General features: G+C 63.8%; 23 protein-coding genes. 22 read left to right on the top strand and 1 reads right to left on the bottom strand.

The window, feature by feature from the left end; genetic code table 11:
• The first annotated feature begins 25 nt into the window (after window positions 1-25).
• The 13 genes from JG746_RS00185 (at window position 26) to trmB (ending at window position 12,306) form a co-directional block, all read left to right on the top strand.
• Complete coding sequence (locus tag JG746_RS00185; RefSeq protein ID WP_202359215.1) at window positions 26-1,129, top strand: DUF1513 domain-containing protein; 1,104 nt, start codon at window positions 26-28, stop codon at window positions 1,127-1,129.
• 98 nt (window positions 1,130-1,227) lie between these two features.
• Entirely contained in the window at window positions 1,228-1,905 is a 678-nt protein-coding gene (tsaB, locus tag JG746_RS00180) for a tRNA (adenosine(37)-N6)-threonylcarbamoyltransferase complex dimerization subunit type 1 TsaB (protein WP_202356345.1), read from the top strand.
• Complete coding sequence (gene rimI / locus JG746_RS00175; protein ID WP_202356344.1) at window positions 1,905-2,399, top strand: ribosomal protein S18-alanine N-acetyltransferase; 495 nt, start codon at window positions 1,905-1,907, stop codon at window positions 2,397-2,399. The genes tsaB and rimI overlap by 1 nt, the downstream gene beginning before the upstream one ends.
• A gap of 27 nt (window positions 2,400-2,426) precedes the next feature.
• Entirely contained in the window at window positions 2,427-3,227 is an 801-nt protein-coding gene (locus tag JG746_RS00170; protein WP_202356343.1) for a lysophospholipid acyltransferase family protein, read from the top strand.
• Between the two features lie 75 nt (window positions 3,228-3,302).
• Entirely contained in the window at window positions 3,303-4,712 is a 1,410-nt protein-coding gene (miaB, locus tag JG746_RS00165) for a tRNA (N6-isopentenyl adenosine(37)-C2)-methylthiotransferase MiaB (protein ID WP_202356342.1), read from the top strand.
• An 83-nt stretch (window positions 4,713-4,795) separates the two neighbouring features.
• A complete protein-coding gene (locus JG746_RS00160) occupies window positions 4,796-5,788 on the top strand; it encodes a PhoH family protein (protein ID WP_019863063.1) in 993 nt (330 codons plus the stop codon).
• Between the two features lie 18 nt (window positions 5,789-5,806).
• Window positions 5,807-6,307 (top strand): rRNA maturation RNase YbeY, encoded by a 501-nt coding sequence (gene ybeY / locus JG746_RS00155; protein WP_202356341.1) that lies wholly within the window; start codon window positions 5,807-5,809, stop codon window positions 6,305-6,307.
• A gap of 27 nt (window positions 6,308-6,334) precedes the next feature.
• Window positions 6,335-7,411: a hemolysin family protein gene (locus tag JG746_RS00150; RefSeq protein WP_202356340.1), complete on the top strand. Its 1,077-nt coding sequence runs from the start codon at window positions 6,335-6,337 to the stop codon at window positions 7,409-7,411.
• Between the two features lie 13 nt (window positions 7,412-7,424).
• Complete coding sequence (locus JG746_RS00145) at window positions 7,425-7,895, top strand: VOC family protein (RefSeq protein ID WP_202356339.1); 471 nt, start codon at window positions 7,425-7,427, stop codon at window positions 7,893-7,895.
• A 98-nt stretch (window positions 7,896-7,993) separates the two neighbouring features.
• Window positions 7,994-9,586, top strand: coding sequence for an apolipoprotein N-acyltransferase (lnt, locus tag JG746_RS00140; protein WP_202356338.1), 1,593 nt, complete (start codon window positions 7,994-7,996; stop codon window positions 9,584-9,586).
• 138 nt (window positions 9,587-9,724) lie between these two features.
• On the top strand, window positions 9,725-10,144 hold the full coding sequence (locus tag JG746_RS00135) for a helix-turn-helix domain-containing protein (protein ID WP_027032979.1): 420 nt from the start codon (window positions 9,725-9,727) through the stop codon (window positions 10,142-10,144).
• A 168-nt stretch (window positions 10,145-10,312) separates the two neighbouring features.
• Window positions 10,313-11,578, top strand: coding sequence for a methionine adenosyltransferase (gene metK / locus JG746_RS00130; RefSeq protein ID WP_056569917.1), 1,266 nt, complete (start codon window positions 10,313-10,315; stop codon window positions 11,576-11,578).
• Between the two features lie 26 nt (window positions 11,579-11,604).
• Window positions 11,605-12,306, top strand: a complete 702-nt coding sequence (trmB, locus tag JG746_RS00125) for a tRNA (guanine(46)-N(7))-methyltransferase TrmB (protein WP_202356337.1) — start codon at window positions 11,605-11,607, stop codon at window positions 12,304-12,306.
• Window positions 12,307-12,333: 27 nt separating this feature from the next.
• Here the strand turns inward: trmB and JG746_RS00120 are convergent, their stop codons facing one another.
• Window positions 12,334-12,498: a hypothetical protein gene (locus JG746_RS00120; protein ID WP_096453312.1), complete on the bottom strand. Its 165-nt coding sequence runs from the start codon at window positions 12,496-12,498 to the stop codon at window positions 12,334-12,336.
• A gap of 286 nt (window positions 12,499-12,784) precedes the next feature.
• Here JG746_RS00120 and rimP point away from each other — a divergent pair, with 286 nt between their 5' ends.
• The 9 genes from rimP (at window position 12,785) to pnp (ending at window position 24,051) form a co-directional block, all read left to right on the top strand.
• A complete protein-coding gene (gene rimP / locus JG746_RS00115) occupies window positions 12,785-13,432 on the top strand; it encodes a ribosome maturation factor RimP (RefSeq protein WP_010913319.1) in 648 nt (215 codons plus the stop codon).
• 49 nt (window positions 13,433-13,481) lie between these two features.
• Window positions 13,482-15,077: a transcription termination factor NusA gene (nusA, locus tag JG746_RS00110; RefSeq protein ID WP_202356336.1), complete on the top strand. Its 1,596-nt coding sequence runs from the start codon at window positions 13,482-13,484 to the stop codon at window positions 15,075-15,077.
• 38 nt (window positions 15,078-15,115) lie between these two features.
• Window positions 15,116-15,766 carry an RNA-binding protein gene (locus tag JG746_RS00105; protein WP_202356335.1) on the top strand — a complete coding sequence of 217 codons (651 nt, stop codon included), beginning with the start codon at window positions 15,116-15,118 and terminating at the stop codon, window positions 15,764-15,766.
• Complete coding sequence (gene infB, locus JG746_RS00100; RefSeq protein WP_202356334.1) at window positions 15,763-18,345, top strand: translation initiation factor IF-2; 2,583 nt, start codon at window positions 15,763-15,765, stop codon at window positions 18,343-18,345. Before JG746_RS00105 ends, infB begins: the two co-directional genes overlap by 4 nt.
• A 125-nt stretch (window positions 18,346-18,470) precedes the next feature.
• A complete protein-coding gene (gene rbfA / locus JG746_RS00095) occupies window positions 18,471-18,926 on the top strand; it encodes a 30S ribosome-binding factor RbfA (RefSeq protein WP_202356333.1) in 456 nt (151 codons plus the stop codon).
• Window positions 18,926-19,903, top strand: coding sequence for a tRNA pseudouridine(55) synthase TruB (gene truB / locus JG746_RS00090; protein WP_202356332.1), 978 nt, complete (start codon window positions 18,926-18,928; stop codon window positions 19,901-19,903). The genes rbfA and truB overlap by 1 nt, the downstream gene beginning before the upstream one ends.
• A 44-nt stretch (window positions 19,904-19,947) precedes the next feature.
• Window positions 19,948-21,042 carry a magnesium/cobalt transporter CorA gene (gene corA, locus JG746_RS00085; RefSeq protein ID WP_202356331.1) on the top strand — a complete coding sequence of 365 codons (1,095 nt, stop codon included), beginning with the start codon at window positions 19,948-19,950 and terminating at the stop codon, window positions 21,040-21,042.
• Between the two features lie 78 nt (window positions 21,043-21,120).
• Window positions 21,121-21,495, top strand: coding sequence for a 30S ribosomal protein S15 (gene rpsO / locus JG746_RS00080; RefSeq protein WP_274609316.1), 375 nt, complete (start codon window positions 21,121-21,123; stop codon window positions 21,493-21,495).
• Between the two features lie 408 nt (window positions 21,496-21,903).
• Window positions 21,904-24,051 carry a polyribonucleotide nucleotidyltransferase gene (gene pnp, locus JG746_RS00075; protein ID WP_202356330.1) on the top strand — a complete coding sequence of 716 codons (2,148 nt, stop codon included), beginning with the start codon at window positions 21,904-21,906 and terminating at the stop codon, window positions 24,049-24,051.
• Window positions 24,052-24,129 lie beyond the last annotated feature (78 nt).

The raw sequence follows: 24,129 nt of genomic DNA, 5'->3' as shown, positions 1-24,129 counted from the left end.
CATGCTCAAGAAGAGTAGAGAGAGCATGCGTACGCCGCTGATCGATCGCCGGGATTTCCTGAGAGCCGCGGGCATCGGCTTCGTCGCCGCAATGACGCCGTCTGCCTGGGCGAAGACGCTTGCTGCCGACGCCGTCTTCGCCACCGCTTTCGTCAAGCGTGACGGCGGTTTTGGCGCTGCCGTCCTGTCGGAGGCCGGCAAGGTGCTGCATGCGATCGACCTGCCCGATCGCGGCCATGACGTCACCTTCGATCCCATATCGAAACGCTCGGTGGTCTTCGCCCGCCAGCCCGGTACCTTCGCCGTGGTGTTCGACCACACCGGGCGCGATGCCCCGCAGACCATCGCCAGCATCACCGGCCGACATTTCTTCGGTCACGGCATGTTCTCGCCCGACGGCGCGCTGCTCTATGCCACGGAGAATGATTTCGACAACGCGGCCGGCGTCGTCGGCGTCTACGATGCGCGGGCGAAATTCAGCCGCATCGGCGAATTCCCGACCTATGGCATGGGGCCGCACGAGCTTCTGCTCATGGGCGACGGCCGGACGATCGCGGTCGCCAATGGCGGCATCGAGACCCATCCCGACTATGGCCGCGCCGAGCTCAACATCGCCACCATGAAGCCGTCCTATGTGCTCATAGACCGCGTCACCGGCGACCTCATCGAAAAGCATGAATTGCCGGCTTCCCTGCACCAGCTGTCGATCCGCCATATGGACACCGACCCATCCGGCACAGTCTGGTTCGGCTGCCAGTATCGGGGGCCGGGCACCGATCGTCCGCTGCTGGTCGGCCGCGCCGCGCGCGGCAAGGAGTTGCAGCTTCTCGACATGCCGCAGGACGTATTGTCCGGCTTCCGCAACTATATCGGCTCGGTCGCCGCCAATGCGACAGCCGGCACCGTCGCCGTCTCGTCGCCGGAAGGCAATTCGCTTGTCGTGATCGACGCCGCCAGCGGCCGGGTCGTCTCGACCAGCGCGCTGGTCGAGGTCTGCGGCCTGGCGCCGGATGGATCGGGCTTCATGGCCACCACCGGCGCCGGTGAGATCATCGAGGGCAGCGGCGCGACACGGGTGGAACCGGACTATGTCTGGGACAACCACATGCTGCGCATCGAACAGGTCTGACAGCGCGCGCTGGCGGAACCGAAGCCGCTTAACAAATTATGCTTGCGGTGGCGCGCCTTGGCGGGCACAGGGAGGTGTTTCTCGGAACCGGTTGCTTCATGAAAGTGCTTGCCATCGACTGTGCCGCCAGCCTCTGCGCCGCCTGCGTCTACGACGTGGCGGCCGGGCGGGAGCTTGGCCGCGCGGTGCTCGATCTCGGCAAGGGCCATGCCGAGCACCTGATGGCCGTCATCGCCGAGGCGCTGAAGGCGGGCGAAACTGACTATCCGGGTCTTGGCGCCATTGCCGTTTCCGTCGGCCCCGGTTCCTTCACCGGTCTGCGCGTCGGTGTCTCGACCGCACGCGGCCTGGCGCTGGCGTTGAAAATTCCGGCGATCGGCGTGACGACGCTCGAAGCGCTGGCCGCCGAGGCCGCGGTGGCATTTCCCGGCCGTGCCGTGCTGGCGGCGCTCGATGCCGGCCGCGACGAAATCCATGCAGCGCTCTACGATAAAGCGTTAGTTTTGACTTACGGTCCGGCGGTGGCGACACTGCCGGAAGCCAGTGCCTTGGCGAGCGAAGCCTCTGCGGTGCTTGCCGGCACTGCGGCGGCACAGATCGCCGCGTTGGTGGGCCGACTTTCCGATATCGGGCCTCAGGCGCCGACCGCTGATATTCTCACCTACGCCCGTCTGGCTGCCGCCAAAGGCGAGGGCGAAAGGCCGAAACCACTTTACCTGCGCGGCGCGGATGCAAAGCCGCAGGCCGGATTTATTCTTTCGAGGCAACCGAATTAATGCGCATACCTTTTCTCCAGCCGCGTCGTCGGGACTATGCTCTCGAGCCGCTCAGGATCACCGACAGCCCCGCGGTCTCGGTGCTGCATCGCGAGGATTTCGTCCGTCCGTGGACTGATGGCGAATTCGCAGCCCTGCTCGAGCAGGACACCGTCTTCGGCTACGCCGCGCGCGAGACCGGGCAGGGCGCCAAGCCGCCCGTCGGCTTCGTTCTGGCCCGTCTGGCCGCCGGCGAGGGCGAGATCCTGACAGTCGCGGTGGCGCGATCGCACCGGCGCCAGGGACTGGGCTGGCAGTTGATGGATGCGGTGCTGCGCGAACTGCATGTGCAGCGCGCCGAAGCGCTGTTCCTCGAGGTCGACGAGACCAATGTCGCCGCGATCGCCCTCTACCGCCGGCTGGGCTTCCGCGAAGTCGGCAAGCGGCCGGATTACTACAGGTCGCCCGATCGTGGGCCGACCGGCGCGCTTGTCATGCGCCGCGATCTTCGCTAGCGAGAGATCGGGTAGGACCAGGACGAAATGATCGGAAAAATCAGGATTTTCCTGGCCCTGGGCCTTGTCGTCGCCGGTTCGCTGGTTCTTGTGCCGTTGCAGATCCTGTCGATGAAGACTGGCTGGTGGCCGGAAACCGTCATTCTCAAGGTCTGGCACAGGCTGATCCTCAGGGCGCTCGGCATGCGCGTCCACGTCAATGGGGCGCTGTCCGACAAAAGGCCTCTGCTGGTTGCCGCAAACCACATCTCCTGGACCGACATCATGGTGCTGGGCTCCTTTGCCGATGTGAAATTCATCGCCAGGGCTGATATGGAAGGCTGGCCGCTGATCGGCATGCTGTCGAAGCTGCAGCGCACCGTCTTCATCGAGCGCGAACGCAAGCGTTCGTCCGGCGACCAGGCAAGCGAGATCGCCAGCCGCATGGCCAAGGGCGATGCCATGGTGCTGTTCGCCGAGGGGTCGACCGGTGACGGCAATGCCGTCCTGCCCTTCAAGAGTACGCTGTTCGGCGCCGCCTCGATGGCGATTTCGGAGGGCGCGGCCGAGCAGGTGTTCATCCAGCCGGTGGCGATTGCCTATACGCGCCTGCATGGCGTGCCGCTCGGCCGCCGCCACCGGCCGATATCGGCCTGGATCGGCGACGAGGATCTGATGCCGCATCTCAAGGTGCTGATGGCGGAAGGCGCGCTCGACGTCGAGGTGCATTTCGGCGAGCCGATCGCCTTTGCCAAGGGCACGAACCGCAAGGAAACGGCCAGGCTGATGGAAGGCCAGGTGCGCGAGATGATGCAGGCGGCACTCGCCGATCCGCGCCCGAGCCGCTAGCCCAAGCCCAACGCCTGCGGTTGTGTGCCGAGAATCGTCTGTTTTTTGTCACGGAAAGGCGCTAGAAGCCGCCGGATGGACTTGAACACGATCGAAAACGACAACATTGGCGCCCCGGCCGGAGAGCCGGCGGCGCGCGCCACGGCAGCGAAGAAGGTCTTCATCAAGACCTATGGCTGCCAGATGAACGTCTATGATTCACAGCGCATGGGCGATGCGCTGGCCGCCGACGGCTACACCGCGACCGATGCCATCGACGAGGCCGACCTGGTCCTGCTCAACACCTGCCATATCAGGGAGAAGGCGGCCGAAAAGGTCTATTCCGAGCTCGGCCGCATCCGCGACATGAAGGCGGAACGCGCGAGTGCCGGCCGCGAAATGCTGATCGGCGTCGCCGGCTGCGTGGCGCAGGCCGAAGGCGCCGAGATCATCAGGCGCTCGCCGGCCGTCGACCTGGTCATCGGCCCGCAGACCTATCACCGTCTGCCCGACGTGCTGGCGCGGGTGCGCGGCGGCGAGAAGATCGTCGAGACCGACTACGCCATCGAGGACAAGTTCGAGCATCTGCCGCAGCCAAAGCGCGCCGAGGTCATCAAGCGCGGCGTCACCGCCTTCCTCACCGTGCAGGAAGGCTGCGACAAGTTCTGCACCTTCTGCGTCGTGCCCTATACCAGGGGCTCGGAAGTGTCGCGTCCGGTGGCGCAGATCGTCGCGGAGGCTGAGCGTCTGGCCGATGCCGGCGTGCGCGAGGTGACGCTGCTTGGCCAGAACGTCAATGCCTGGCACGGCCAGGGCGACAATGGCGAGGAATGGGGCCTTGGCCGCCTGCTGTTCCGGCTGGCCGAAATTCCCGGCCTGGCGCGCCTGCGCTACACCACCAGCCATCCGCGCGACATGGACGACGAACTGATCGCAGCCCACCGCGACCTGCCGTCGCTGATGCCCTATCTGCATCTGCCGGTGCAATCGGGGTCCGACCGCATTCTCAAGGCGATGAACCGCAGGCATACGGCCAGGGATTATCTGGCGCTGCTCGACCGGATCCGCACTGCCCGGCCCGATATCGCGCTGTCCGGCGACTTCATCGTCGGCTTCCCCGGCGAGACGGAGGCCGATTTCGAGGCGACCATGGAACTGGTGCGCCAGGTGAACTACGCCTCGGCCTTTTCGTTCAAATACTCGCCGCGCCCCGGCACGCCGGGCGCCGAAATGGCCGATCATGTGCCCGAAACGGTCAAGGACGAGCGCTTGCAGCGCCTGCAGGCACTGCTCTTGAAGCAGCAGCAGGATTTCGGTTCGAGCCTGGTCGGCAGCACCATCGACACGCTGATCGAGAAGCCTGGCCGACAGGCCGGCCAGAAGGTCGGCCGCTCACCTTGGCTGCAGCCGGTTATTGTTGATGAAAAGGCCGGCGAAATCGGTGACATTATCCAGGTGCGAATCACGAAGACGGGCTACAATAGCCTGTTCGCCGAATTGGCCTGATGGTCTCGGCAGATGAGGAGAGACGGTTGAGCGCAGCAGAGCTGAAGAACCTGCCCCCGGTACCGGCATCTGGGGCTTCTGACATGGCGCACATCGTTCTGACTTTCGACAACAACAAGCTTGCCAGCGCCCTTTACGGTCAGTTCGACGAGAACCTCGCCCGGCTCGAGCAGAAGCTCGGCGTCGACATCCGCTCGCGCGGCAACCAGTTGACCATCAAGGGGTCGGCTTCAGCCGCCGAACAGGCGCGCCGCGCCTTGGACAACCTCTACGGGATTCTGCAGAAGGGCGTCGATATCGGCCAGTCCGACGTCGATGGCGCCGTGCGCATGGCGGTCGCAGCCGACGATCAGCTGACGCTGCCGACGCTGGAGCGCAAGGGCAAGGTCTCCGCCGCCCAGATCGCCACCCGCAAGAAGACCATTTATGCCCGTTCGCTGAACCAGGACGCCTATATGCGGGCGCTGGAGCGGTCTGAACTGGTGTTCGGCATCGGTCCGGCCGGCACCGGCAAGACCTATCTGGCGGTGGCGCATGCTGCGATGCTGCTCGAGCGCGGCATGGTCGAGCGCATCATCCTGTCTCGACCGGCCGTCGAGGCCGGTGAGCGGCTGGGCTTCCTGCCGGGCGACATGAAGGAAAAGGTCGATCCCTATCTGCGGCCGCTCTATGACGCGCTCTACGACATGATGCCGGCCGACAAGGTCGAGCGCGCCATTGCCGCGGAAGTCATTGAAATCGCGCCGCTCGCCTTCATGCGCGGCCGCACGCTGGCGCATGCCGCTGTCATCCTCGACGAGGCGCAGAACACCACGCCGATGCAGATGAAGATGTTCCTGACGCGTCTCGGCGAGAACTCGCGCATGATCGTCACCGGCGATCCGACGCAGATCGACCTTCCGCCGAGCACCAAATCGGGCCTGGTCGAAGCACTGCGTGTCCTTGACGGTGTGGCCGGCGCGGTCACCGTACGCTTCAACGATGTCGACGTCGTTCGCCATCCGCTGGTGGCGGAAATCGTCAGGGCTTATGACCGCGACGCCAAGCTGGCGCGCGGCCTCGGCGCCGAGAATTGATTTTGACGACGCGGCTTCATGCCTGAGGACAATTTATCCGGCGACGGGGGTCTCCCCGTCGACATCGATATATCGGTCGAAGCGGGTGACTGGCCCGATGAGGCCAGCCTGACGCGGCTGGTCGATCGCGCGGTTAGCGCTGCTTTCGCCGAGACCGGCGTGACGGGCCATTCCGAGCTCAGCGTCGTTTTTTCCGACGACGCCCATATCCGGATCCTCAACGCCGAATGGCGCGGCAAGGACAAACCCACCAACGTCTTGTCTTTCCCGGCTTTTCCGTTTGTGGAAGGTGGGCCACTGCCGCCGATGCTGGGCGATATCGTGCTCGCCGCTGAGACGGTTTCACGCGAAGCGGCTCTGGAAGACAAGCCCGTGCAGAACCATATCACCCATCTCGTCATCCACGGCCTGCTGCATTTGCTGGGCCATGATCACGAGACCGACGCCGAGGCCGAGGAGATGGAAGCCATCGAGCGCGCAGCGCTCGCAAGGCTTGCCATTCCCGATCCCTACGCGTAACTACATCTGACAATTGACCGGACGACGATGAACGACAAACCAGAGACTGCCGCCCGCCCCGACGCCGGCAGTGCGCCCAAGGCTTCCGACACGTCGGAAGAGGGATCAAGTCCGAGTACCGTAACCGGCAGCGCTGCCAGCGAGCCTTCGCCTGCCGGACCGTCCCTGTTCGACCGTGTTTTGGGCCTGTTTCGGCAACGCAACGGCACCAGCCTGCGCGAGGAAATCGCCGGCGCGCTGGCCGAAACGGCGAGCGATGCCGAATCCTTCTCGCCTGGCGAGCGCGCCATGCTCAACAACATCCTGCGGCTGCGCGAGGTGCGCGTCGAGGACGTCATGGTGCCGCGCGCCGACATCGAGGCGGTCGAGATCACCACGACGCTCGGCGACCTCCTGGGCACGTTCGAACAGTCCGGCCATTCCCGCATGCCGGTCTATTCCGAGACGCTCGATGATCCGCGCGGCATGGTCCATATCCGCGACGTGCTCGCTCACATCACCAAGCTCGCGCGCGTCAAGAAGGGCCGCACGACCAGGAAGACGCCCGTCGCGACGCAGCTTGATCTTGCCCAGGTCGACCTAGCGCGCACCATCGGCGAGCTCAATCTGATCCGCCAGGTTCTGTTCGTGCCGCCCTCGATGCTTGCTTCCGACCTGATGGGCCGCATGCAGACGACGCGCACGCAGATGGCGCTGGTCATCGATGAATATGGCGGCACCGACGGACTTGTCTCGCTCGAGGACATCGTCGAAATGGTCGTCGGCGACATCGAGGACGAGCATGACGATGACGAGCCGATGATCACCCAGGCTGGTGACGGCGTCTTCATCGTCGACGGCAAGGCCGAGATCGACGAGGTCGCCAAGATGATCGGCGAGGATTTCGCCGCCGGCGAACATGGCGAATATGTCGATACGATCGGCGGCATGATCTTCAACACGCTCGGCCGCGTGCCGGCGCGGGGCGAGGTGGTGCAGGCCATTCCAGGCTTCGAGTTCCACGTGCTCGATGCCGATCCGCGCCGCGTCAAGCGCGTGCGCATCGTGCAGAGCCAGAAGGGCGAACGCCGCCGGCGCGCCACCGCGCGCACCGAACAGGCCTGAGTTTCCGCTGCCGATGACGGTGGACGACCCATTCAAGCACTCAAGCCTGGGGTCCGGTGTCTTCTGCAGGGATCCTCGCGCAGCACTGGCGTGGCTCGAAGCGGCTTTCGGCTTCGAACGCAGCATGGTGGTCAGCGATGCCGACGGAAAGCTTGTCCACGCCGAGATGCGGTACGGCGACTGCACCATCATCGTCGATTCCGAATGGAGCGATTACGTCGCGAGCCCGGCTTCGGTCTCGGGCAAGAACACGCAGTCTGTCTATGTCAGGCTCAAGGACGGCCTGGATGCGCATTGCGAACGGGCGCGGGCGGCCGGCGCCGACATAATCCAGGAGCCGACGGACCAGTTCTACGGCGAACGCCAGTACCGGGCCCGTGATCCCGAGGGCCATGTCTGGACCTTCAGCCAGCCCATCCGTTCCGTTTCCCGCGAAGAGGCCGAGCGGTTGAGTGGTCTCAGCATCGAGGGCTGGCATCGATAGAGGGTGATCGGGTCATTGCGACTGGCAGGTCGGCGTTTGGAGCGCGGGCCGCGGCCTGATAAATCTTGCGTCCTGATTCGCGCGACTCGGAAGTATGCATGGAGCGCCTGGCCGGCCGGATAATTCTGCTTTGGGGTTGGCGGCGTGCGCTCGTGGCCTTTCTGGCTGGAGCACTGGCGGTGCTTGGCCAGGCGCCCTACGATTTCTTCGCCGCCTGCTTCATTTCGTTTCCGTTGCTGGTGTGGCTGCTCGATGGCGCGACCGGCGAAGCCTCGGGTAGCCTGTTTCGGCGATTGCGGCCGGCCTTCGCCGTCGGCTGGTGGTTCGGCTTCGGCTATTTCCTCGCCGGTCTCTGGTGGATCGGCTCGGCGCTGCTCGTCGAGGCCGACGAGTTTGCCTGGGCGCTTCCCTTCGCCGTGGTCGGCATTCCGTTCGCGCTCGCCTTTTTCTACGGCTTCGCCACGATGGTCGCCCGGCTCCTGTGGAGCAGCGATATCGGCCGCATCGCCGCCCTTGCCTTCGGTTTCGGACTGACCGAGTGGCTGCGCGGCTTCCTGTTCACCGGTTTTCCCTGGAATGCCGTCGGCTACGCGGCAATGCCGGTGCCTCTTCTCATGCAGAGCGTCTCGGTGACCGGCATGATCGGCATGAACGCGCTTGCCGTGTTTCTTTTCGCGTTGCCGGCGCTGCTGGCGGCGCGCCGGCATCTTCGCCTGGGCGCCGCACTGTTCGTCCTGCTTGCCTCAGCCCATGTCGGTTTCGGCTATGTCAGGCTCGCCGCTCCTGAAAAGCCGGCGGAGCGCAGCCTGGATGTCCGCATCGTCCAGCCTTCCGTCGACCTCAGTGAAAAATGGGACGCCTCGGTGCGCGACCGCATCTTCGCCACCTTGCTTGGCCTGTCCGCCAAGGCGCCGGACCCCGGTCACGGCAAGCCGCAGCTCATTGTCTGGCCGGAAACCTCGGTGCCGTTCCTCTTCACCGAACGCCCGGATGCCTTGACGGCGCTGGGCGACATGCTGGCCGACGGCCAGATGCTGATCGCCGGCGTCGTTCGCGAGGAAGGCGGCTCGGCGGCCGGCACCGACAGCCGCTATTACAATTCCGTGGTGGCCATCAACGACAAGGGCGAAATCGCCGATGCCGTCGACAAGGTCCATCTGGTGCCGTTCGGCGAATACCTGCCTTTCGCCGACCTGCTCAACCGTTTCGGCATCGCGCAGCTTGTCGCCGGACCGGTGACGTTCGCCGCCGGCAACGAGCGCCATCCCATCACGCTGCCGGGCGGCATCCGTGCCCTGCCTTTTATCTGTTACGAGGTGATCTTTCCCGATCTCGTGGCAGTTGACGCTACGTCAGCACAGCTTATTGTGAACGTTACCAATGATGCCTGGTTCGGGGACACACCGGGACCGTATCAGCATTTCAGGCAGGCCCAGATTCGCGCGGTGGAGAACGGATTGCCCTTGCTGCGTGCTGCCAACAACGGCATCTCGGCCGTCGTCGATCCACACGGACGCATCGTCGATGCGTTGGCGATCGACGCGCGCGGAGCCATTGATGTGAAGGTGCCGATTGCCGGACAGGCGGTCGTTTCCTCGGCCCAGCGGCGCATTAACGGAATGCTGATCATGTTGCTGTTTGCGCTGGTGGGGGCGCTGTTGAACGTAAGGCAAAGGCTACGGGTGAATTGACAGTCGACACATTAGAAACTCATACTGTATCGCCTGAAAATTTCTCGAAGCCGGTGGATCGTCTGTTGGGGCAGTCGCCTCCGGCTTTTTTTGGGCAGGAAAAAAATCACAAAGCCGAAAAAATTCGGCGAGGAAAAAATGACAGAAGAAAACAAGAAGAAACCCAATCCCATCGACATCCACGTTGGAAGCCGCGTCAGACTTCGCCGCAACATGCTCGGAATGAGCCAGGAGAAGCTGGGCGAAAATCTCGGCATCACATTTCAACAGATCCAGAAATATGAAAAGGGCACCAATCGCGTCGGCGCCAGCCGGCTGCAGGCGATAGCGTCCATACTCGGCGTGCCTGTCGCCTTCTTCTTCGAGGACGCGCCGGGCCAGGAAGCGGTGGCCGGCCGTGGCTTTTCCGAGGATGCGTCGATGGCTTTCGCCGTCGAATTCTGCGGCAGTCCCGAAGGCCTTCAGCTCAACCGGGCCTTCGTCAAGATCGCCGACGTCAAGGTGCGCCGCAGGATCATCGACCTGGTGAAGTCGCTCGCCGCCGACGATCTCGACTGACCCTCGATGCGCCTCGAACCGGCGGCATTCGCCGCCGGTGGCACAAGATATCGACATCGACAGTCGTGCCAGGATGGCGGCAACGCTTGACGAGCGGCGCTTTGCCCCGCTAACACGTGGCGCGCCAAAATCGGCAGCCTGCCGATCGTTTTTCAAGAGGGGACACCCGTGACGCGGCAGAATTACTTCTTTACCTCGGAATCCGTTGCCGAGGGCCATCCCGACAAAGTCTGCGACCGGATCTCCGACGAGATTGTCGACCTGGTCTACCGTGAAGCCAAGAAGACCGGCATGGACCCGTGGAAAGTCCGTGTCGCCTGCGAGACGCTCGCGACCACCAACCGCGTCGTCATCGCCGGCGAAGTGCGCGTCCCCGAGACGCTGCTGAAGAAGGACAAGGCCGGCAACATCCTCAAGGATGCCGCAGGCCACCCGGTCGTGAACCCGGCGAAGTTCAAATCCGTCGCCCGCAAGGCGATTCGCGAGATCGGCTACGAGCAGGCGGGCTTCCACTGGAAGACGGCCAAGATCGAGGTTCTCCTGCACGGCCAGTCGCCCGACATCGGCCAGGGCGTCGACAACGCCGCCGACCGCCAGGGCGAGGAAGGGGCCGGCGACCAGGGCATCATGTTCGGCTATGCCTGCCGCGAGACGCCGGACCTGATGCCGGCGCCGATCTACTACAGCCACAAGATCCTCGAACTGCTGGCCGCCGCCCGTCATGAAAACAACGGCGAGGCCGGCAAGCTCGGCCCGGACGCCAAGAGCCAGGTCACCGTCCGCTACATCGACGGCAAGGCCGCCGAGGCGACGCAGATCGTGCTGTCGACCCAGCATCTCGACGCGACCTGGGACTCCAAGAAGGTCCGCAAGGTCGTGGAACCCTATATCCGCGAGGCACTTGGCGATCTCAAGATCGCCGACGATTGCATGTGGTACATCAACCCGACCGGCAAGTTCGTCATCGGCGGCCCGGACGGGGACGCCGGCCTCACCGGCCGCAAGATCATCGTCGACACCTATGGCGGCGCGGCACCGCATGGCGGCGGCGCCTTCTCCGGCAAGGACACCACCAAGGTCGACCGTTCGGCGGCCTATGCGGCGCGCTACCTGGCCAAGAATGTCGTGGCCGCCAAGCTTGCCGACCGCTGCACCATCCAGCTTTCCTACGCCATCGGCGTCGCCCAGCCCCTGTCGGTCTATGTCGACCTGCACGGCACCGGCAAGGTCGACGAGGCAAAGCTCGAGGACGCGCTGCGCAGCGTGATGGATCTGTCGCCGTCAGGCATCCGCCGTCATCTCGACCTCAACAAGCCGATCTACGCCAAGACGTCGTCTTACGGCCATTTCGGCCGCAAGGCCGGCCGTGACGGGTCTTTCTCCTGGGAAAAGACCGATCTCGCCAAGGCGCTCAAGGATGCTGTCGCGGCCTGAGGCCACGACAGATCCCGCGCCGCCCGATGAGCCAGCAAGACAGGCCAAGCCGTGCGACCGAAGCCTTTTTCGGTCGTCGGCGTGGCAAGCCCGTTCGCCCGGCGCAGGCGGCGGCCCTGGAAAGCGGGCTTGACGCCTATAGGCTCGACCTGACGGCTGACGCGCCGTCGGATCTGCGCACTCTGTTCGAGACTGAAGTTTCGACCGTTCGGCTCGAGATCGGTTTTGGCGGCGGCGAACATCTTCTGCAGCGCGCCATCGAGGCGCCGACGACCGGCTTCATCGGCGTCGAGCCCTTCGTCAACGGCATGGCCAAGATGATGATGGCGGTGCGGGCAAGGCCGCTGGCCAATTTGCGGGTTCATGACGACGACGCCACGCGGCTGCTCGACTGGCTGCCGCCGGCCTCGCTCGACGGCATCGATCTTCTCTATCCCGATCCCTGGCCGAAGAAGAAGCACTGGAAGCGGCGTTTCGTCAGTCCGGTCAATCTCGAACGTTTCGCGCGCGTCCTGAAGCCGGGCTCAAAATTCCGCTTCGCGTCCGATATCGACACCTATGTAAACTGGACCTTGCTGCATTGCCGGGCGCATGGCGCCTTCGCATGGCAGGCAGCGGAAGCTGCCGACTGGCACCGCCCCTATGAGGGCTGGCCGGGCACGCGTTACGAGGCGAAGGCCATTCGCGAGGGCCGGCGGCCTGCCTATCTGACCTTTGTCAGGAAATAGGCGGCCTCGAGGATCCTCGCCAGATTTTCAGAAACGGCCGATCCTGTTGAAGATGGCCGGATCCATGCCGAGCTTGCGCAAATCGTCGGCGCGCGGCTTGCGGCCGGCTTCCACGGCGCGCGACGCGGCGACCGCGCTGCCGAATGCGGTGAAGAGATCGCCCAAGGCGGAAAATAGTCTGCGGTTGCTCATGATCTTGTCCTTTCGCGCGCCACCGCCCGCCGCTTCTGTTCGTGTCGTGGCTAACAGATAAGAGCGCCCCGCCGGCTCTCACAGGGGGATTGGCGCATGGTGGCCATGCGCCTGGAGCAATGCTGACGCTGTCAGGGCTTTTGCCGAACCGGCACGGCGGGCTTGAAAGACCGGCCATGTTGGTTTATATCAGCCTCAAATTCTTGGTCGGTATGACGAAGAGTGGGTCCACCCGGTCCCGCTCTTTTTTATTACCTGCCGATAGGTTCGAAACGACAGGTACTTGATGACTGCAACGGCAAGCGAAGGTGACGACCGCATCATCCGCGAAAGCGGCATCGATGCGCGCATTGCGCTGATCGTCCAACCGGTGCTGCGCGGCATCGGCTTTCGCCTCGTGCGGGTGCATCTGTCCGGCCAGAACGGGCTGACGCTGCAGATCATGGCCGAGCGCGAGGACGGCACCATGACCGTCGAGGACTGCGAAGAGGTCAGCCGCGCGGTGTCGCCGGCGCTCGACGTCGATGATCCGATCGAAAAGGCCTATCATCTCGAAGTGTCTTCGCCCGGCATCGACCGGCCGTTGGTGCGCAAATCGGATTTCGTGACCTGGACCGGTCATCTGGTGAAGATGGAAACATCGGTCATCGTCGCCGATCGCAAGCGCTTCAAGGGCAAGATCGCCGAGGCCGGCGAGAACGACGTGCTGATCGAGCGCGACAAGGCGGCCTATGGCGAGGAGCCGACAGTGCGCGTGCCTTACGACGCCATTGCCGAAACCCGGCTGATCCTGACCGACGACCTCATCCGCGATGCGTTGTCGAAGGACAACAGGGCGCGCAAGGAAGCCAAGAAACGTCGCGGCGAACCGGACGATGACGTGCCCGAGGGTGCGGAAGCGGACGCCACGGAAGAACACGAACAGGAAAGTTGATTGAGCTGCCGGGCGCAAAGGTCCGGCAAACAGGCTCGGGAGAAAAAACATGGTTGTAAGCGCCAACAGACTTGAACTGCTGCAGATTGCCGACGCGGTCGCGCGTGAAAAGTCGATCGACAAGTCGATCGTCATCGCCGCCATGGCCGATGCGATCCAGAAGGCGGCGCGTTCGCGATACGGCCAGGAGACCAACATCCGCGCCGACATCAACCCGAACACCGGCGAGATGAAGCTGCAGCGGCTGATGGAAGTGGTCGAAAAGGTCGACGACTACGCGACCCAGATCGCCATTTCCTCGGCCCGCGAGCGCAATCCGGATGCCCAGCTCGGCGACTTCATCGCCGAACAGCTGCCGCCAATGGATTTCGGCCGCATCGCCGCCCAGTCGGCCAAGCAGGTCATCGTGCAGAAAGTGCGCGAGGCCGAGCGTGACCGCCAGTATGACGAATACAAGGACCGCATCGGCGAGATCGTCAACGGCACCGTCAAGCGTGTCGAATATGGCAATGTCATCGTCGATCTCGGCCGTGGCGAGGCGATCATCCGCCGCGATGAGCTGATTCCGCGCGAAAACTACAAGTATGGCGACCGCGTCCGCGCCTATGTCTACGACGTGCGTCGCGAGCAGCGCGGCCCGCAGATCTTCCTGTCGCGCACCCATCCGCAGTTCATGGCGAAGCTGTTCACCATGGAAGTGCCGGAAATCTATGACGGCATCATCGAGATCAAGTCGGTCGCCCGCGATCCGGGCTCGCGCGCCAAGATCGCCGTCATCTCGCGCGATTCCTCGATCGATCCGGTCGGCGCCTGCGTCGGTATGCGCGGCAGCCGCGTCCAGGCCGTCGTCGGCGAATTGCAGGGCGAGAAGATCGACATCATTCCGTGGTCGCCCTCGGCCGCCTCCTTCATCGTCAATGCGCTGCAGCCGGCGGAAGTCGCCAAGGTCGTGCTCGACGAGGACGCCGAGCGCATCGAAGTGGTGGTTCCCGACGATCAGCTGTCGCTGGCCATCGGCCGCCGCGGCCAGAACGTGCGTCTCGCCTCGCAGCTCACCGGCTGGGATATCGACATCCTGACCGAGGCCGAGGAATCCGAGCGCCGCCAGAAGGAATTCGTCGAGCGTTCGGCGCTGTTCATGGAAGCCCTCGATGTCGACGAGATGGTCGGCCAGGTGCTGGCCTCCGAAGGCTTCACCAGCGTCGAGGAAGTCGCCTATGTCGACGCTGGCGAGATCGCCTCGATCGATGGTTTCGACGAAGACACCGCTTCCGAAATCCAGACCCGTGCCCGCGAATACCTCGAGAAGATCGAGGCCGAGCATGACGAGAAGCGCAAGGCGCTGGGCGTCAAGGACGAGTTGCGCGAAATCCCCGGCATCACCACCGCCATGATGGTGACGCTCGGCGAGGACGGCGTGAAGACGGTCGAGGATTTCGCCGGCTATGCCGCCGACGACCTGACCGGCTGGAAGGAACGCAAGGACGGCGAGACCAAGGTCTATCCGGGCGTGCTGGCCAATCACGGTGTTTCGCGCGCCGATGCCGAACAGATGGTGCTCAATGCCCGTCTCAAGGCCGGCTGGATTTCCGAAGACGAGCTTGCGGCCGAAGAAGCATCGGCTGACGAAGCCGTTGGTGCGTGAGGTGAAACCGCATCGCACACAACCCGCCCTTGGACGAGATGAACGATCGCACCTGCATCGTTACCCGCAAGCAGGCCGAACCGGATGATCTGATCCGGTTCGTCGTCGGCCCGGATTCGGCCGTCGTTCCCGATCTCAAGAGAAATCTGCCCGGCCGCGGTTGCTGGGTGAGTGCCGACCGCCTACATATCGACAAGGCGGCGGCCAAGAACCTTTTTGCCCGCGCCTTCAAGGCACAGGTGATCGTGCCGCCCGATCTCGGCGGCATGGTTGATGGGCTGCTTTCCAGATCCGCTCTGGGCATGCTGGGTCTCGCCCGCAAGGCAGGCGCGATTTCTCTTGGTGCCACCAAGGTTGAGAGTGCCGTGCGCGGCGGGCTGGCGCTTTTCGTGCTGCACGCGACCGAAGCGTCGGACGATGGCGTGCGAAAGATCAGCCAGGCGCGGCGGGCGACCGTCCATATTGGCGGTCCTTCCATCCTTGCCTACAAACTTTTCTCCGAGGCCGAGTTGAGCTTGGCATTGGGGGGTACAAATGTGATACATGCTGCCGTCCTCGCGGGAGACGCGGGTAAGGCGGTCCAGAAGCGCATGGTTGCGCTCGACCGATATCGGGGCGGTACCCCGGACGATCTGGCAATGCTTGCGGCCGTTGCTGACGAAGATGAGCCCGCAGAGGATATGGAATGAGCGATACGAAATCGGGCGACGACAAGACGTTGAGTGTTACACCGAAGAAGACCTTGACGCTGAAGCGCCCCGGCATGGAACAGGGCACCGTGCGCCAGAATTTCTCGCATGGCCGTACCAAGTCGGTCGTGGTCGAGACCAAGAAGCGCAAATTCTCCCTGCCCGGCGACAAGCCGGAGCCGGTTGCCGCTGCCCCTGTGCCTGTCTTCACGCCGAAGCCGCCGGTTGCCGCGGCCCCTGTCGTGCAGGAAGCGCCGAAGGCGCCGCCTCCGCCTCCGCCGCCCGCTCCCGTCGAGCGCAGCGGCATGGTGCTGAACGAACTGTCGCGCAGCGAAATGGAAGCGCGCCGCAGGGCGCTCGAGGGCTCGAAGGTCCGCGAGGTCGAAGACCGTCAGCGCGCCGCCGAAGAGGCCAAGCGCCGGGCCGAGGACGAAGAGCGCCGCAAGCGCGAGCGCGAGGAATCCGCGCGCCGCCAGGCCGAGGAAGAGGCGCGGTTGCAGACCGAGGCCGAATCGCGCCGCCGCGCCGAGGAAGAGGCACGCCGCCGCGCGCCGCTGGCCGCGGAACTGGCAACCGCGGACGAAGAGGAAGAAGTCAAGCCGAAGCGGGCTGGCGCCGGCGCGCCGGTGCGCCGCCTGGTCACGCCCGAAGTGGCGCGTCCGGCCAAGCCGACCAAGGGCGAGGAAGATCGCCGCCGTGGCAAGCTGACGCTGAATTCCGCGCTTTCCGACGAGGATGCGCGGGCCCGTTCGCTGTCGTCGATGCGTCGCCGCCAGGAGAAGTTCAAGCGCGCGATGCATAATGAGCCGCGCGAGAAAGTCATGCGCGAAGTGATCCTGCCCGAGACCATCACCATCCAGGAACTGGCGCAGCGCATGTCCGAACGTGCGGTCGATGTGGTCAAGTTCTTCATGAAGCAGGGCCAGATCCTGAAGCCGGGCGACGTCATCGACGCCGACACGGCCGAGCTGGTCGCCACCGAATTCGGCCACACGGTCCGCCGCGTTGCCGAATCCGACATCGAGGAGGGCCTGTTCAACATCGCCGACAATGCCGAGGACCTGGTGCCGCGTCCGCCGGTCGTGACCATCATGGGTCACGTCGACCACGGCAAAACCTCGCTGCTCGACGCCATCCGCAATGCCAATGTGGTCTCCGGCGAGGCCGGCGGCATCACCCAGCATATCGGGGCCTATCAGGTCGAGAAGAATGGTCAGAAGATCACCTTCATCGACACGCCCGGCCACGCCGCCTTCACGGCGATGCGTGCTCGCGGCGCCCAGGCCACCGACATCGCCATCCTGGTGGTGGCGGCCGATGACAGCGTGATGCCGCAGACGATCGAATCGATCAGCCATGCCAAGGCGGCCGGCGTTCCGATCATCGTGGCGATCAACAAGATCGACAAGCACGACGCCGATCCGCAGAAGGTGCGCTCCGAACTGCTGCGCCATGAGGTCTTCGTCGAATCGATGGGCGGTGAAGTGCTTGATGTCGAAGTGTCGGCGACCAAGGGCACCAATCTCGACAAGCTGCTCGAGGCGATCCTGCTGCAGGCCGAAATCCTCGACCTGAAGGCCAATCCGGATCGTACCGCCGAAGGCGTCGTCATCGAAGCGCAGCTCGACAAGGGCCGTGGCCCGGTTGCCACCGTGCTGGTGCAGACCGGCACGCTGATGCCTGGCGACATCCTTGTTGCCGGCAACGAATGGGGCCGCGTGCGCGCTCTGGTCAACGATCGCGGCGAGCAGATCAAGGAAGCGCCGCCGGCGATGCCGGTCGAGGTGCTCGGCCTTCAGGGAACCCCGCAGGCGGGTGACCGCTTCGCCGTGGTCAACAACGAGGCCCGCGCCCGCGAAATCACCGAGTATCGCCAGCGTCTGGCGCGCGAAAAGGCAGTGGCCAAGCATGCCGGCCAGCGCGGTTCGCTCGAACAGATGATGTCGCAGTTGCAGACGAGCGGGCTGAAGGAATTCCCGCTGGTCATCAAGGGCGACGTGCAGGGTTCGATCGAGGCGATCAACGCCGCGTTGGACAAGCTCGGCACCGACGAGGTGCGTGCGCGCATCGTTCATGCCGGCGCCGGCGCCATCACCGAAAGCGACGTCTCGCTGGCGGAAACCTCTGGTGCGGCCATCATCGGCTTCAACGTCCGTGCCAACGTGCAGGCACGGGCCGCGGCCGCGGCCGCGGGCATCGAAATCCGCTACTACTCGATCATCTACAACCTCGTTGATGATGTGAAGGCGGCTCTGTCGGGCCTGCTGTCGCCGGAGCGTCGCGAGACCTTCATCGGCAATGCCGAGATCCTCGAAATCTTCGACATCACCAAGGTCGGCAAGATCGCCGGCTGCCGTGTCACCGAAGGCAAGGTCGAGCGCGGCGCGGGCGTGCGCCTGATCCGCGACAACGTCGTCATCCACGAAGGCACGCTGAAGACGCTGAAGCGCTTCAAGGACGAGGTTTCGGAAGTCCCCGGCGGCCAGGAGTGCGGCATGGCCTTCCAGAACTACGAGGACATGCGCGTCGGCGACATCATCGAGTGCTTCCGCGTCGAGATGGTGACCCGGACGCTCTGAGTTCGCGTGACTTGTCGGTACCGGGCGGTGGTCGAAAGACCGCCGCCTAAAGCCTTTGAGAATGACCCGTTTGAGACATGCGGCGCGGTCCTATCCCGCGCCTCACGCTTTCAGGATTGAGAAAAATGCCCCGTCCAACCACATCCAGCCCGTCCCAGCGTATGCTGCGCGTTGCCGAACAGGTGCGCCATGCGCTCTCCGAAACCTTGCAGCGCGGCGAGATCATCGATCCGCTGATCGAAAACACCGTGGTTTCGGTCTCGGAAGTGCGCATGTCGCCCGACCTGAGGGTTGCCACCGCTTTCGTCTCGCCGCTCGGCGCAAAGGATACGGATGCGGTTGTCGAGGCGCTGAACAAGCATGCGAAATTTGTCCGGGGCCGTGTCTCCGGCGCCTTGCGGCAGATGAAATTCATGCCGGAGTTCCGCTTCAAGCTCGACACGTCCTTCGACAATTTCGCCAGGATCAACGATCTCCTGAAGTCGCCCGAAGTGGCGCGCGATCTCGATGCGGACGACGACAAGACCAAGGATGACGGGGCCAAAGACGACAGGGCCAAAGACGACAAGGACAGCGAATAATGGGGCGCCGCGGCAAGAAGAAGGGCCGGCCGGTTTCCGGCTGGGTGGTGCTGGACAAGCCGGTCGGCATGGGCTCGACCGAGGCCGTCTCCAAGATCAAATGGCTGTTCCAGGCGGAAAAGGCCGGCCATGCCGGCACGCTCGATCCGCTGGCGTCCGGCATGCTGCCGATCGCGCTAGGCGAAGCCACCAAGACCGTGCCCTATGTGCAGGACGGCGCCAAGATCTACCGCTTCACCGTCGCCTGGGGGCAGGAGCGCTCGACCGACGACCTTGAAGGGCCGGTGACCAAGAGTTCCGACCTGCGTCCGGCGGAAGCCGAGGTGAAGGCGCTGCTGCCAAAATACACCGGCCTGATCATGCAGACGCCGCCGCAATTCTCGGCCATCAAGATAGCGGGCGAACGCGCCTACGACCTCGCCCGCGAAGGCGAGACGGTCGACATTCCCGCGCGCGAGATCGAGATCGGCCGTTTGGATATCATCGAGCACCACGCCGATCACACCGTTTTCGAGGTTGAATGCGGCAAGGGTACCTATGTGCGCTCGCTGGCCCGCGACATGGGCCGCGACCTCGGCTGCTTCGGCCATATCAGCGATTTGCGCCGGGTCGAGGTCGAGCCGTTCACGTCTGAAGATTTCGTCACCATCGCCGAGCTCGAGGCGGCCCGCTTCGGCGCACCGGGCGAAGACAAGCCTGAGCCCGCCGACGATGCCGATGCGATTGACGTGCCGATAGACTTCGGCGCGATCGACGCGCTTTTGGTCGACACGTCAGCGGCTCTCGACTGCCTGCCGCAGATCGCCATCAGCGACGATGCGGCGACCAAGATCCGCCTCGGCAACCCCGTCATCATTCGCGGCCGCGATGCGCCTGTCGAGGCTGAGGAAGCCTGCGCGACGGCTCGCGGCAAGCTGGTTGCCATCGGCGCGATCGAACAAGGCATGTTCAAGCCCAAGCGGGTCTTTGCCGGTTGACGGCTCTCGGCTAACTTCACGTCGACTCTACCCTCGAGGGGCATATGGCTATGGCCGAGGCGGTGAAAAAGCGGGCGCCGGTGAAGACGAGGCGGCCGCCGGTCGGCGCTTCGCCGGGCACGCTGATTGCCGACCCGGCGGCGCGACGCTCCGAATTGCGGCTGACCTTGATCTCGCCGCAGAAGTTCAGGACCATCGACAATGCCAGCATCGACGACGTCAGTGCCAATTGCGACAAATGGCCGGTCATCTGGCTCGACTGTACCGGCCTCGCCAACATCCAGCTGATCGAAGAGATCGGCCGCATTTTCAACCTGCATCCGCTGGCCCTGGAGGATGTCGTCAACACCGGCCAGCGGCCGAAGGTGGATTTCTTCGAAGACCATGCCTTCGTCGTCGTCAGGATGATCGACGATGTCACCGCCCACCGCTACGAACAGATAGCCGTCTTCTTCGGCAAGAACTTTGTCGTCACTTTTCAGGAGCGGGAGGGCGATCCGTTCGACCCGGTGCGCAAGCGCATCGAAAGCTCGATGCCCAACCGCTTGCGTGCACGCGGTGCTGACTATCTTGCCTATGCGCTGATCGACGCCATAGTCGACAGCTATTTCCCGCCGATCGAAGCGGCCGGAGAAATGGTCGACGGCATCGAGGACGAGATGCTGCACACGCCGCACAAACACCAGATGAGGCAGCTGCATGAGTTGCGGCGTGACGCCAACGTGTTGAAGGGCGTGCTTTGGCCCATGCGCGATGCACTGGCGACGATGATCCGTAACGACGTGCCCTTTGTGAAAGCCGAGACCAAGGTCTTCCTCAACGACACGCTTGATCATTCGCTGCGATTGATCGAACTGGTCGAAAATCAGCGCGACATGCTGACCGGGCTGATCGAGATGCATCTGTCGCTGAGCCAGGCACGCACCAACGACGTCATCAGCTATCTCACCATCGTCTCGGTAATCTTCATGCCGCTCACCTTCCTGGTCGGCGTCTGGGGCATGAATTTCAGTCCCGATACCTCGCCATGGAACATGCCGGAACTGCGGGCCTACTATGGTTATCCGGCGGCACTCGTCTTCATGCTGCTTGTCGCGGTCGGCCTGATTGCCTTCTTCAAGTGGAAGAAATGGCTCTAAAGGCGACAAAACTTGGCATTTGGAGCTGAAAAGCCGGCTTGGTGAATTGGGCTGGTGTTTTGCCGGGAATTGCACTATATGCGCCGCAGCATTGCGCCACGACGCTTTGCTTGCACCGGCCCCTGCTGGACGACATCCCGGCTGAGGGCGACCCGTTTCCTCAAACTGATAAGGAAAAACACGATGTCGATTACTGCCGAGCGCAAAAAGGAATTGATGGGTGAATTCGCGACCGCCAAGGGCGATACCGGGTCTCCGGAAGTCCAGGTGGCCATCCTTTCCGAGCGCATCAAGAACCTGACCGACCATTTCAAGGACCACAAGAAGGATAACCATTCCCGCCGTGGTCTGCTCGCTCTCGTGTCCCAGCGCCGCAGCCTGCTTGATTACCTCAAGCGCAAGGACGACGCGCGCTATCAGACACTGATCGAGAAGCTCGGTCTGCGCCGTTGACGAATTGACCGGCGGGCTCTCTCAAGGAGTCCGCCGGTCGCGCATTCGAGCCGAGGACCAATCCGATCTCGAATGCAGGACTGGAGCGCCGCGCACCCCATCGGGATGCCGGACGGACGCTCCGCAAAGTTGAATTGCGCATGACGCGTTCCGCAAGCCGTGGGTTTCGGGGTCATGCGCGGGCCGATCGATCGATTGGCCATATCCGGCTTAGAGCGCGCAGAGGGCCACTCTAAGCCACCCATGGACGGTCATGGGGCAGGATTGCAGGACGCTCGTTTGGCCACCGTGCCGACAAAGCCGAGCCTCCCGTTGTCTTGCCCGTGGCTGCCCGAGAAAGGAAGCCAGAGGAAAGAGCACCCGCGCACGCTGAAACGGCGCGGCCCTTCCTCATACAAAGGACAAGACATGTTCAATCAACACAAAGTGGAAATCGAATGGGGCGGCCGCCCGCTCATCCTCGAAACCGGCAAGATCGCCCGTCAGGCTGACGGCGCCGTGCTCGCCACCTACGGCGAGACCAAGGTTCTGGCCACCGTCGTTTCGATGAAGGAGCCCAAGCCCGGCCTCGATTTCTTTCCGCTGACCGTCAACTACCAGGAAAAGACCTATGCCGCCGGCAAGATCCCGGGCGGCTATTTCAAGCGCGAAGGCCGTCCGAGCGAAAAGGAGACGCTGGTTTCGCGCCTCATCGACCGCCCGATCCGCCCGCTCTTCGCCGACGGCTACAAGAACGACACCCAGATCGTCGTCACCGTCGTCCAGCATGACCTCGAGAACGATCCGGACATCCTGTCGATCGTTGCCACCTCGGCCGCTCTGACCCTGTCGGGCGTTCCCTTCATGGGCCCGGTCGGCGGCGCACGCGTCGGCTACATCAACGGCGAATACGTCCTCAACCCGCACATCGACGAAATGCAGGAATCCAAGCTCGACCTCGTCGTCGCCGGCACCGCCGACGCCGTGCTGATGGTTGAGTCGGAAGCCAAGGAACTTGGCGAAGAGCTGATGCTCGGCGCCGTCATGTTCGGCCACAAGGGCTTCCAGCCGGTCATCGACGCCATCATCAAGCTGGCCGAAGTTGCCGCCAAGGAGCCTCGCGACTTCACCGCGCCGGACTACTCAGCGCTTGAAGCAGAGATGCTGAAGATCGTCGGCGACGAGCTCAGCAATGCCTACAAGATCACCGACAAGCAGCAGCGCTATGCTGCCGTCGACGCCGTCAAGGCGAAGGTCAAGGCAGCCTTTGCTCCGGCCGAAGGCGAAGACGCCAAGTACACCTCCGAGCAGATCGGTTCGGTGTTCAAGGAGCTCCAGGCCAAGGTCGTGCGCTGGAACATCCTCGACACCGGCTCGCGCATCGACGGCCGCGACCTCAAGACGGTCCGCAAGATCGTCTCGGAAGTCGGCGTCCTGCCGCGCACCCATGGTTCGGCGCTGTTCACCCGCGGCGAGACCCAGGCGCTGGTCGTTGCCACGTTGGGCACCGGCGAAGACGAGCAGTACGTCGATTCGCTGACCGGCATGTACAAGGAGAAGTTCCTCCTTCACTACAACTTCCCTCCCTACTCCGTCGGTGAGACCGGCCGCATGGGTTCGCCGGGCCGCCGCGAAATCGGCCACGGCAAGCTCGCCTGGCGCGCCATCCGTCCGATGCTGCCCTCCGCTGACCAGTTCCCCTACACGCTGCGCGTCGTCTCGGAGATCACCGAGTCCAACGGCTCGTCCTCGATGGCCACCGTCTGCGGCACCTCGCTGGCGCTGATGGATGCCGGCGTGCCGCTGGCCAAGCCCGTTGCCGGTATCGCCATGGGCCTGATCAAGGAAGGCGAGCGCTTCGCCGTGCTCTCCGACATCCTTGGTGACGAGGATCACCTCGGCGACATGGACTTCAAGGTTGCCGGCACCGCCAACGGCATCACCTCGCTGCAGATGGACATCAAGATCGAGGGCATCACCGAGGAGATCATGAAGATCGCGCTGGACCAGGCCAAGGACGGCCGCCAGCATATCCTCGGCGAAATGGCGCATGCCCTGACCGGCGCCCGCCCGGAACTCGGCGAGTTCGCGCCGCGCATCGAGGTCATGCACATCCCGACGGACAAGATCCGCGACGTCATCGGTTCGGGCGGCAAGGTCATCCGCGAGATCGTCGAGAAGACCGGCGCCAAGATAAACATCGAGGACGACGGCACGGTGAAGATCGCTTCCTCGAACGCCAAGGAGATCGAGGCGGCGAAGAAGTGGATCCACACCATCGTCGCCGAGCCGGAAGTCGGCGAAATCTACGAAGGCACGGTCGTCAAGACCGCCGACTTCGGCGCTTTCGTCAACTTCTTCGGTCCCCGCGACGGTCTGGTCCACATCTCGCAGCTCGCCAATGAGCGCGTCGCCAAGACCTCCGACGTCGTCAAGGAAGGCGACAAGGTCTGGGTCAAGCTGATGGGCTTCGACGAGCGCGGCAAGGTCCGCCTGTCGATGAAGGTCGTCGACCAGGCCACCGGCAAGGAGATCGTGCGCGACAAGAAGGCCGAAGGCGAAGAAGACGCCGCCTGAGCGATCTGACAGAAAAATCGAAGCGGGCGCGGCTTATGTCGCGCCCGTTTTCGTTTGGAGCAGTTCCAGGAAAGTATG

The sequence above is a fragment of the Mesorhizobium sp. 113-3-3 genome (genome assembly GCF_016756495.1).
In the GTDB taxonomy this organism is placed as follows: Bacteria; Pseudomonadota; Alphaproteobacteria; order Rhizobiales; family Rhizobiaceae; genus Mesorhizobium.
This window is presented reverse-complemented; position numbering and strand designations above follow the sequence as displayed.